Origin of the sequence: Brevibacillus centrosporus (assembly GCF_003710815.1) — a bacterium.
Lineage (GTDB): Bacteria > Bacillota > Bacilli > Brevibacillales > Brevibacillaceae > Brevibacillus > Brevibacillus centrosporus.
On the sequence record NZ_RHHP01000053.1, the window covers coordinates 1 to 9,808 of the forward strand.

Genomic DNA, 9,808 nt, shown 5'->3' on the forward strand with positions numbered 1-9,808 from the left:
CTTCAGTGCCATGGGTGCCACATCGAAATATTTGAAACCTTTTCGATACAGCGCCATTCTAACGCCCCATCCGATACCACCAAGCTGGATGGCCTGCTGAGAAGAAAAGCCGAAGCCCTCGATGCAAATGATGTCCCCTGTTAGTACGTGATCCATGATTTCATCAACCAGTGTGGTCATTCGAATGGGGTCCTGGCTACCGATCCCGGTGAGCTCCTTCTGCTTGACTACGTTCCCCTGCTTGTCCAGGGCAACGAATCCCGTTTTGGTTGACGGGTCGATTCCGACAAATCGCATGCTCTCCCCCCTCATCACAATTTCTCTTTTGTTAAATGGCAAGCTACATTGCCTCTAAGAAAATCAGGCAGGCAGCATACGGGGCTGTTGAGCGTGCTTCAGAAGAATTGTGGAGAATTATATACTCACCATCCTCAAAGCATCCAGCAAGCCCGTAGTATCCACCACCTAGTGCATGTGAGAACTCCAGAAAGACTCCGTGTTTCTTCGCTTCCTCCACCAGTACGCCCATGCCTTCCCATGTGGTCGAAAACTTCGGAAGTTCAGGATGGTACTCGCCGTAATACCATCACAACGCCTCCGCCACTTTCGCATCCAACTCACGTCCTGCTTGCATGTTCAGCCACCTCCAAGAGTTCTGGGTTCTCAAAGACGTTGCCAATTACCCATGTGTTCTTAAGTGATCCGTCCGATTCAAAAGCAATGTATTCTACTTCAGGATGACTTACTAATGCTGCAAAGGAGCAATCTTCCAACATCCAAACAACTTCACCTGTGGTTCCTAAGGTATCCACGAGAATGTCCCCCTCGTAAATCTGCCTTCCATATTTGTCACGGATTCCTATGAACTGACCTACGGTCTCTGGGGCCACCTCGATAAAAAGTGGTTCCATCTCATCAAACATGGCACAATCTTCGTTATCGATGACGATGTAGTTTACTGGCGTCCTATCGGCATCTTTTATAAACAAGTTGTTCACCATCATGCCATAAACCCACTCGCCTGTTTCAACAGATTTACCACGAAATTTAATCTCACGTCCTGCTTGCATCCCGTTCCCCTCCTAATCCATTTGCTGAAACGTAAGAGTATCCCAGCCCAGGTCGTTCAGAGTTTTTGCCATTACCTCTGCAGCTTTGGCTCGCTTGTCACCTTGTCCACCAGAAGTTGGAGTAATAAAGTACCCTTGCCCGATCCAGTGGCTCTTTCTACGGCAGTATAAGCCAGCCTTTTGGATCGCGGCTAAGACCGATCTTTCTCTTGCCCGCGGTATTCGAAGAAATACTGAATCTCGATTGGCACTGCCTCCATCGTCTACCTGTGAAACAGCTTGGCAGGCCGCTTTATTTGCATGGTTTAAATCCGCCACCAATTTATCGTAATTAGTTGCCATCCCGTTCCCCTCGCTTCTCCCATTCTCCAGTGCCTTCGCATTGGCCACATCTAACGTACCTTAATGGACCCTCGTCATTTACTGGCCATGGATCTGTTCCTGTTCCCCAGCAGCATGTGCATATTTTGTTCTCGCTCATCGACAGCATCACCACGCCTGACTGGAGCCACTGCTCGCCAGCCAGCACATGGGTGACAGTCCGTGTCTCAACCTCACCCGTGTACTCGCCGGTCTCCTGATCGTATTCACGCAGCACCAGCACGTCCCCTGACTGATAGTTCCGATCATTTAGCCGCAGCTCAGCAGTTTTGATGCCTGCCCGAACATCACGGAAATGCTCTGGGAAGATTTTCAGATCGTGAATCATGACGTCCCCTCCTATAAAATTTCTAACTGCAGCTTTTTACGACGTTCTGAGAACAGCTTTGCCTTGGCTTCTTTACGGTCAATGGGGTGGATCGGACGAGCTGAAAAGCTAATCTCGATATCCGTTCCTTTGATAAGGAGCTCCGTGTACTCTTGGACTTTATAAGCCTGTCCCCTTATGTAATGGACAGTGCCTAATAAGAACTGTTTTATCCGATCGTCGTCATGCTTGATCTTCACATATGCCTCAACAGTGTGCGGCTCCTTGTATGCCTTTTTCATCGAAACAAAGTCTGTCACCAGCAGATTTTGGCATGTGTACCAAATTGTTAATGTGGAACCCCAAAGGTCAAAGCGTTCAATCCCGATAACCAGCAAGTCTGTTTCTCTCACGCGAATTACATCCCCAACTTTGTGGGGTTGGCGAAAGAGCCGGAATTCGGACTTGACTGTAACAATTAGTCGATCCTCTGCCACCTCTTTCCCCTCCCTAGATACAAAAGTAATGTTTTGTAAAACTAACGATCTACAACACCTTTCGCCCACTTTTCGAATTCCCATATCGCTACGCAATATGTAGTCTTACTGTTCGCTTTCATTTTGTAATTAACGAGATGCCCGTTAAATCCGACTACCGTTCGATGACGTCCGCTGTCATTGTAGTATGTCTTACCGACTTCGATTTGCAATTCCACTACTCATCACTCCTCATTTATCACATCGATTGCTTTGTTAAGTCACTCTACAGCTTCGTATGTGGCTTCAAAGATGTCAGGCTTGCAGGGATAGAATTCACCCTTGACTCCCTTGATAATGTAATCGCCTGTATTTGCCCTCATCGTGCCTTCCAAAGTTTCAATCACGATGATTTCCCTGTTGTATTCAGAGTCCAAAGGCTTTCCCACAAACTCACAAATCTCAATATAGTTTGATAAGCCTTTGTATTGCTTTGCTTCAATCACAACTGGCTTTTTGCGATACTTGGTCATCTTTTTACCTCCTATTTAACAAATCGTGTGGTTTGTTAAGCCTCGCTTTGTTCTAGTACTTGCTCAGCGATTGCAGAGGCAACGGCAGCCACTTGGATGAGTTCCTTGTATAGATCGTTCGCGTCCGTTGGTTTGCCCCAACCACGTTCTTTCATCATAGCCTCTGATACTTCCCCGACCTCTTCCATGAGTATCATCAGCCAGCCGCCTAAATCATGCCGTTGCTTTCCCCATTTCGCATCTTGTTTGCAGCGTTCTTCTAAAACATCGTTGTTCACATGGGCCATTACCGAAGTGACGATCACGCCATTTCCCACTTGTACCCCTCCGTTTACCTAAATTACCGTTTTGTTAAGCTGCCTTTACAGCAATGCCGAATCAATGCACAAAACATCGTTCAAATTTTCATTGAACACTTTTAGCATTTCTTTGACCGTCATTTTCTCGCCGCCCTCGACGCCACCAGAGGCAAATTTCACAAGAGCATAATCTCGATCCACTTCCCTAATCTCTTCGTGCAACGTGCCGTCATTATCAGCCACGCATTCCGTATATTTCGTAACGGCTTCCTCCTGTGTTTCAGCTTTCAACAGAGCGTAATATGGTGAATGGATTTCAAAGAATTTCATGGTATTTTCCTCCCTCATTTCTTGTATTCCACTGCCTTCGCAATACAAGCACATTTCATATTGGTCAAAACAGCCCTTTCCATCGCAAGCGTGGCACTTCACCATTTAAACCCGCCTTTCCTGAATAACTATTGTGATAAGTCGCCCTAGTCATATGCCTTTATGAGATTTCCGTCCTTGTCAAAATACTTCGTGCGCCACCAAGGATGGACGTTTTCTGAGTGCTTTTTACCATCGAAACGGACATTTATGTTTCCGCTACGGTTGCCAGCCGTTACAGTTCCCATCAGTCCGTCCACTTCAACTCGCATCCCCCTTTTGAGGAAAGGCATGTTTCTTCGTTCTTTGACGTAAGACAATGGTATCGCCATTGTTAGTCCTCCCTTATCTCCCTACACAAAATGTTAAACTGCTAAATCCTCGATAGTTATCTGGCCGGTATTCTCATCAAGCTGTCTTTCAGCCTCTTCGTAAGTCAGCCCGGCCAGTTGCAGCTTGCTGATTTCGATGCAACGCTTGATTAGCTCGATTCGCTCCTGGGTGTCCGGTATAAACTTCTTTTCCAGATAGTCGATTGTCTCTCGCGCCCTCACTGCTTTCTTACGTATGTTCAACTCCTGAAAATGCTGTTTTAGCTGATTATGAGCAATATTAAGCATCTTCATTTCATCCTGAAGAAACTCTTGATTGCATTGAATACTATCTTCTAGATGCCGGATGTCTTTTTCCGTCATGCCTTTATCGTCTCCCTTGAGAAAGAGAGCTTCCTGCCGCTGTTGAGGTATACCCTGTTCCAATCGCCGTACTTCGCTCGAACATTATGGGCGCCGATCCGTCCGATCTCGGCATGAGACATTACCGGTTGTGTGGCTGCTCTTTCAAGATCCCAACCAAGTTTAGTAACCCTGGCGTGCAACGTATGGTAAGCAATCCCGTTTTGTTCTGCCAGAAGGATGTACTGTCGTGGAATTTTCCGTATCTTTTCTGTAGCTTCTGCCGCTGCAGCTCGCCTATCTTGTAGTGGCTCTGTTGCAGCCCTTTCCATTTCCCATCCGTGGTTGTTCACTCGGTTCATAAATGTGTTGTACCCGATGCCGTTTTGCTTGGCGATCTCAACCCATTTACGTCGATCAGTCACCCTGCGGAGTGGTGTTTTGATTGCTTTTTCTTTCGGCCAGCCTAAAAGCCTTACTCGACGGTTAAGGTTTTCAGAATCAACACCATTTTTCGCTGCTTCCGTGTATTCTTCAGGTGTGATGTAGAAGTAATGACTCATCTTTCATCCCCCTGCTTTACATAATTGAGCTTGTGTTCCCAGCCCTATAGGCTGAATTGATTCACCGCGTCATCAATCAAATCTTGCGTGATACCGATGTATCTCAAGGTAATCGATGGATGCGAGTGATTGAAGATCATCTGGAGAGTTGCGATATCTTTTGTCCGCTGGTAGAAATGGTAGCCAAACGTTTTGCGAAGTGTATGGGTACCAATCTCGCTCAGCCCTATTTTCCGTGCAGCTCCGTTGATGATTTGATAGGCTCGTACCCGTGTTATTGGCAGCTTTCTTTTGGTTGAGGCAAACAGATACTCGTCCATTTTCTTGCCAACAGTGTATTGATCAACCTCATTACGCAAGCTGTCGTTTATCAGAAACCTCTTTCTCTTGCCTGTCTTCTTCTCAACCAAAATGATGTGACTCTTACTCTTCACGTCCGAAACTTTTAAGCGTAGCAAGTCAGATATTCGTAACCCGGTGTTGATGCCCAGAACTACTAGGAAATAATCTCGCTCAGAACGTTGTTTTAACAGTGATTTGAGCTCGTCCAATTTCTCCATGTCCCTGATCGGCTCGACAAAATTCATGTTCATCCCTCCATGGAGTGATGCCTGTTTTTTTGTCTCAAACGGGTATGCTACTCTATCAAAAAGGAGCGTGATTTCGTGGAGAAGTCTTTTTATTATTCGGTTCCTTGGTCTGGCTTGGGCTATTTGAAAGAGACGTTGCAGAATCTGGAGATACCGTTTGTCATCGAGCATCCCTCAGATAAGCTACCGCTTGAAGAAGGCGAGGTGGCTATTGTCTTTCCCGATATGCACGTTCGAGTCTACAACCATGTCCGAGAGCTTTTTGGTGGACACGGGAAACGATACGAATGACCCTCACTGCCTATATTGGCAATCTGTTTTGGTTTCCTGAGCTGGTGGGCAGTACGTGTCCATGAGCACCGCTCTGAGGTGGCACTTCTTCCAGTCGGACTTCGTGCATCCGCTGCAGTTACTTCCGATCGCATACATGGTCAGATCGTGCAACAGTGGGACATCGATAATCCCTTGGCTCTCGCCAGGCTGTGTTCGAGTTCTGATCAGAAGTTTGGACTCCACCGCAATTTTGTTGACCTTGTTCAAATCGTGCGGATCAAGCTGCTCTTTAATCGCCTCGTATGCACGCTGTGCGAATGAACGAGCCCGGCGCAAGTCGCCTGCTGCAAACTTGAACTTCTCATGCTTTGCCAGCTCCTCCAGCGTTACTATGTTAAGAGTCAGCAGAAGCATTTGCTCTTGTTGATCACGATTTAGGTAAGAGATCGCCATTGTTACTTCCTCCCATTCCAAGGCGGCAGGGCACCGCCAACCTTCCAATTGTTCACCTGCGGGTTTATGATCGATTGCTTGATGTGTTCGTTAACTTCTCTGGTGACAAACCCGCGTCTCCAGGGATGATCTGGCTTTGGCTTGTGCTTTTTCCCCATGTACCATCAACCTCTCACCTTAATCATCCAACCACGCAGACAAGTTAACCGGTTTTGCCTGTTGTGGGGCTGGCTCCGGATCTGGCTTCACATCCCCCGGCACTTCAGGTTCTGGTGCCTCAGTTCCGTCTATCCGATGCAGGTAAGGGAACTTGAGAAGTGTTTGCTCTCTCCGGTATTCCTCTACCCTTGATGAAACGAAATCGTACTTTGCCATCAGCTCAGCCTTGGCTTCCTCAGTCATAAGCGGATGCTCCATCTGCTTCGCTTTCTCCAGCAGCCAGTCCAATGAGTTTTTTAGCTGGTCATCGTTTTCGATTTTTCGCATTTCCGAAATCACGCTCTTTCGGCGGCAATTCTTCAAACCGTTGCATCCAGCCCTTGAAGAGAAGACGGAACTCTTTCACCCCGATGTCCCGGCCCTTAGCGATGAACGACTGGACCACTTTTCCTCCCTGATCCGTATCTTCTGAATCATGCCAGAGGAACTCCACTACATCAGCGTCCTGCTCGATGCTTCCCGATTCTTTCAGATGGGAAAGCTGTGGCTTTGAGGCATTTTCTGAATCACGTGTCATTTGAGACAGCAGGATGAATGTACAGTTCAATTCTCTGGCAAGTTGTTTGGCTGCCTTTGTGACTCGACCAATTGCCTCCGATCGAGATTCTCCTCGTTTTTGTGGGATGGACATAATCTGGAGGTAGTCAACTGCAATAGCAGCGATCTTTCCTTGCTTCCGTTTAAACTGGCGAGCAGTAGCGCGGATCTCATCGATAGTGACCCCGGCGCTGTCCTGAACAAAGAGCGGATATTTTTCCAAAGTGTCGTATCTGCCCTTCAGCTTCGCCATTTCGTCGTCGTCAAGGTTCTTGCTTTTAATGCGGTTGTAATTTACTCCAGTTGTCATCGACAACCAACGGTCATATATCTGTAGCACATCCATCTCTTGGGACCAGAGGAGTACTGCACCTGCATCCATATGGCTTTTCTTGTCTCGAAACTGCCTAGCTATCCCATACAACATCTGGAGTAATTTTGCTGTTTTACCTGCAGAGGGTCGTCCAGCAAGGACATATAACCAACCACGCCATACACCTTTTGCCCACTCATCGAACAAGTTGAAGCCGGTGAGAATAAATTCGGCCCTTTTTGTCAGGTGTTCAAAGTACCGTTCACGGTTTTCGCGAAAACTCTGCATCTTACCAGCCTCTTGTGGCCTTAGTTCTGCAATCGTAGATTCGATCGCTGAAAAGTATTCTTCATCCGTTGAAAAGTCTTCATTTGCTAGTGAAGCAACTTTCAGTCCTGCCGCTGATCCTCTTCGCCTTACTGCTTTTGAGCGGACGATCCTGGCGTAGTGTTCTACGTTCGCAGCTGTTGGGCACGATCTTGCTAGTTCGGTCATGTACATCGGACCACCCGAGTCCTCCAACCTACCGAACTTTAAGTACTCTTCCGTCACCGTGACTAAGTCAATTGGATAGTTTTCATCATGCATGTAACGCATGACCTCAAAAATCTTTTGGTGGCGGATTGCTGAAAAGTCCCTTGGTTCCAGAAAGCTTATGCGATCCATTGCGTCCTGGTCTAAAAATATTGCTCCCAGAACTGATTGCTCAGCTTGCAAGTCTGAGATATCAGCTCCAATCAAATTCATCTGGGTCATTTCCGTTGCTCACCCACTCTTGAAAAGCTAGTTCTTTGTCTCGTGAATCTGCTTTTGGCTTCTGTTGTTGTTTGGGTTTCGCTGATACCTTCATCTTCAATGCCAGTTCCCCAAATTTGTTCCTGAGTGTTTTGGCTGAAAGAACGTTTGTCTTCCAGAACGAGTCTGTCGTTACCCACTCGATCACATCCCGGATGAGATGTTTGTCATCCACTTTGTCTATCTCCACTATCTTCCGAAATTCGTCGGCCCATTTTTGGAGGTCTGCCTTAATTACTAAGTGGGTAAGTCCCTCAGCTGCCGCTACCGCACTGACTTTATCATGGAAGTAAACAGCCATTTTGAAGTACGTGTTATCTTCCTCATATTGTTTGGGCTTTCTCACTGGGTTCTTTTTTGGTTCAGGCGACGGCTTCTTCTTCCCCTTGCCTTTTGGTGCTTCCAGTGGTTGCTGTGGCTCCACCCATTCGGAATGGTTTTTATTGAAACGGATAACCCTCGACCCCCTTAAACCAGTCGCAACGACAGTGATGATGTTCCTCTCGATCAAGGCGGACAACTCTCTATCAACCTGACCACGACTTGCATCGATAGCCTGTGCGATAAATCCGATAGACAGTTCATGTTCTTTGCGCTGGAAGCCGTATGTAAATCGCCATACTGCCATCACGATTCGGAATTGTGTGCCGTTGAGACTGGCCTTCATTATGTGTGTCAAAATCTCGTTAGCCAGACGAGTATATCCATCCTCGATCTGAGGGGTTGTCATTCACCTCACCTGCTCTTTATTGCTTCATTTCACTCGTAACAAAAGTACTTATCCGTTCTGCCAGATCAGCTCCATCTGCCTGGTCATTGCCTGACGTTGGAATGGTTGTCCACTTTTCGTATATCTCCTGGACACCTTTCTTGAGCCGATCCTGTAGCGACAATTCAACCGTGTACCCGTGGACCAAAGCTTTTAAGAGCTTGTCCGCTCCCGTATCCCTCTCGGAATCCTCACTCGAGTAGGTGTATGTGTATTGTTTGATCACATAGAGAGCATCGATTACTTCGCTTGGATAGTCCCTGTACAAATTTTTGGGGTTAACGGATAGCGTGATTATTCCGTAGTCAGACATTTCAGCATCACGGCATTTCTCGAGCGCATTTGCTACATCTTGTGGCAAGATTACTTTTTCTGATATAGCTACGGTTTTGAGTTCCTGTTTGAGCTGCTGGTTCATTTTCCGCTGTTTTTCCCACGACTTTTCCCATCCCACAGCAGCCCTACGCCTTTCTTCAAGCCTCACCTCAAGTAAGGAATTTCGCCCCTTACTTACCTTCAATTCCTGGCGTACCTGTTGTAGCTCGTTTGTCAGAGTTTTATATTGCTGCTCCGTATACAGCTTTTCTTTTGGGATGGTGATAGCGTGCGTCTGAGGAATCTCAACCCCGGAATACTTCCCTTCGATGACCTGATATGGTCTACCGATATCAAAAGGATTGCCACCGGGAAGAATCCGTGCCTCTAATTCTTCGCCTATGCTTATCCCAAAAGGCCTTACGTTCAATGCCTTCACAATCCTGATCTTGAACACTTAAACCACCTCGCGAGCTTCGTATTTGTTTTGCGTTGGGAAGAGCGTTGCGTATGCCGGAACCCATTCGGGTGGATCGTACTTCTTCAGATAACCAAGCTTGTTTACGAAGGGGAGAACGGACTCCTGATCATTTAAAGCATTCAGAAGCTTCCAGCATCCCTCTACGTCATTAAGTGCCCGGTGAGCGCCTTCCATCTCTACGCCATATTTGGAGCACATGTCAGTCAGTTTGTGAGGATACGTGGTGCGTTCCCGCGATATGGTTAAGGTGTCGATGAACGGATTGTCGAAGGTTTTCCCGGCTAATCTCTGCATGCCCCAATGTAGAAATTGAAGATCGAATGCAGCGTTGTGGGCGACCAACAGGCTATCTTTCATGATGTTTCGAAGTATTCGAAAGGCAATGTTTTCG

20 protein-coding genes and 1 pseudogene are annotated in these 9,808 nt (G+C 47.0%); 1 reads left to right on the plus strand and 20 read right to left on the minus strand.

Going from position 1 to position 9,808, the window contains the following annotated elements; all coding sequences use genetic code 11:
• The 13 genes and pseudogenes from EDM55_RS29195 to EDM55_RS29255 form a co-directional block, all read right to left on the minus strand.
• A pseudogene (locus tag EDM55_RS29195) lies at positions 1-297 on the minus strand (hypothetical protein); the annotation flags it as partial.
• A gap of 320 nt (positions 298-617) precedes the next feature.
• A complete protein-coding gene (locus EDM55_RS29205; RefSeq protein WP_122962057.1) occupies positions 618-1,070 on the minus strand; it encodes a YopX family protein in 453 nt (150 codons plus the stop codon).
• A gap of 12 nt (positions 1,071-1,082) precedes the next feature.
• Complete coding sequence (locus EDM55_RS29210) at positions 1,083-1,412, minus strand: hypothetical protein (protein ID WP_122962058.1); 330 nt, start codon at positions 1,410-1,412, stop codon at positions 1,083-1,085.
• A complete protein-coding gene (locus tag EDM55_RS29215; RefSeq protein ID WP_122962059.1) occupies positions 1,402-1,779 on the minus strand; it encodes a DUF3850 domain-containing protein in 378 nt (125 codons plus the stop codon). The genes EDM55_RS29210 and EDM55_RS29215 overlap by 11 nt, the downstream gene beginning before the upstream one ends.
• Before the next feature lie 11 nt (positions 1,780-1,790).
• Positions 1,791-2,255: a hypothetical protein gene (locus tag EDM55_RS29220; protein WP_122962060.1), complete on the minus strand. Its 465-nt coding sequence runs from the start codon at positions 2,253-2,255 to the stop codon at positions 1,791-1,793.
• A gap of 41 nt (positions 2,256-2,296) precedes the next feature.
• Positions 2,297-2,473, minus strand: a complete 177-nt coding sequence (locus EDM55_RS30560) for a hypothetical protein (protein WP_183191771.1) — start codon at positions 2,471-2,473, stop codon at positions 2,297-2,299.
• A 42-nt stretch (positions 2,474-2,515) separates the two neighbouring features.
• Entirely contained in the window at positions 2,516-2,767 is a 252-nt protein-coding gene (locus EDM55_RS29225) for a hypothetical protein (RefSeq protein ID WP_122962061.1), read from the minus strand.
• 35 nt (positions 2,768-2,802) lie between these two features.
• Complete coding sequence (locus EDM55_RS29230) at positions 2,803-3,084, minus strand: MazG-like family protein (protein WP_246071192.1); 282 nt, start codon at positions 3,082-3,084, stop codon at positions 2,803-2,805.
• 45 nt (positions 3,085-3,129) lie between these two features.
• Positions 3,130-3,396, minus strand: coding sequence for a YosH family protein (locus EDM55_RS29235; protein WP_122962062.1), 267 nt, complete (start codon positions 3,394-3,396; stop codon positions 3,130-3,132).
• Between the two features lie 146 nt (positions 3,397-3,542).
• Positions 3,543-3,767 carry a hypothetical protein gene (locus EDM55_RS29240; protein WP_218033733.1) on the minus strand — a complete coding sequence of 75 codons (225 nt, stop codon included), beginning with the start codon at positions 3,765-3,767 and terminating at the stop codon, positions 3,543-3,545.
• 33 nt (positions 3,768-3,800) lie between these two features.
• Positions 3,801-4,130 (minus strand): hypothetical protein, encoded by a 330-nt coding sequence (locus EDM55_RS29245; RefSeq protein ID WP_122962063.1) that lies wholly within the window; start codon positions 4,128-4,130, stop codon positions 3,801-3,803.
• Positions 4,127-4,672, minus strand: a complete 546-nt coding sequence (locus EDM55_RS29250; protein WP_122962064.1) for a hypothetical protein — start codon at positions 4,670-4,672, stop codon at positions 4,127-4,129. The genes EDM55_RS29245 and EDM55_RS29250 overlap by 4 nt, the downstream gene beginning before the upstream one ends.
• A 44-nt stretch (positions 4,673-4,716) precedes the next feature.
• The gene (locus EDM55_RS29255) at positions 4,717-5,259 is read right to left on the minus strand and encodes a site-specific integrase (RefSeq protein ID WP_122962065.1); all 543 of its coding nucleotides are present in this window, start codon (positions 5,257-5,259) and stop codon (positions 4,717-4,719) included.
• A 78-nt stretch (positions 5,260-5,337) separates the two neighbouring features.
• On the opposite strand from EDM55_RS29255, the gene EDM55_RS29260 reads away from it, so the two are divergent.
• Positions 5,338-5,553, plus strand: coding sequence for a hypothetical protein (locus EDM55_RS29260; RefSeq protein WP_122962066.1), 216 nt, complete (start codon positions 5,338-5,340; stop codon positions 5,551-5,553).
• 3 nt (positions 5,554-5,556) lie between these two features.
• Here the strand turns inward: EDM55_RS29260 and EDM55_RS29265 are convergent, their stop codons facing one another.
• The 7 genes from EDM55_RS29265 to EDM55_RS29290 form a co-directional block, all read right to left on the minus strand.
• On the minus strand, positions 5,557-5,988 hold the full coding sequence (locus EDM55_RS29265; protein WP_122962067.1) for a DUF5651 domain-containing protein: 432 nt from the start codon (positions 5,986-5,988) through the stop codon (positions 5,557-5,559).
• 2 nt (positions 5,989-5,990) lie between these two features.
• On the minus strand, positions 5,991-6,146 hold the full coding sequence (locus EDM55_RS30565; RefSeq protein ID WP_170184567.1) for a hypothetical protein: 156 nt from the start codon (positions 6,144-6,146) through the stop codon (positions 5,991-5,993).
• A gap of 19 nt (positions 6,147-6,165) precedes the next feature.
• Positions 6,166-6,474 (minus strand): hypothetical protein, encoded by a 309-nt coding sequence (locus EDM55_RS29270; RefSeq protein WP_122962068.1) that lies wholly within the window; start codon positions 6,472-6,474, stop codon positions 6,166-6,168.
• Positions 6,452-7,813, minus strand: coding sequence for a replicative DNA helicase (locus EDM55_RS29275; protein WP_246071202.1), 1,362 nt, complete (start codon positions 7,811-7,813; stop codon positions 6,452-6,454). The genes EDM55_RS29270 and EDM55_RS29275 overlap by 23 nt, the downstream gene beginning before the upstream one ends.
• Positions 7,785-8,582, minus strand: coding sequence for a replication protein (locus EDM55_RS29280; protein WP_122962069.1), 798 nt, complete (start codon positions 8,580-8,582; stop codon positions 7,785-7,787). Before EDM55_RS29280 ends, EDM55_RS29275 begins: the two co-directional genes overlap by 29 nt.
• 16 nt (positions 8,583-8,598) lie before the next feature.
• A complete protein-coding gene (locus EDM55_RS29285) occupies positions 8,599-9,393 on the minus strand; it encodes a hypothetical protein (RefSeq protein WP_122962070.1) in 795 nt (264 codons plus the stop codon).
• A partial coding sequence (locus EDM55_RS29290) for a 3'-5' exonuclease (RefSeq protein WP_148040083.1) occupies positions 9,394-9,808 on the minus strand: 415 nt, incomplete at its 5' end. It lies immediately after the preceding gene.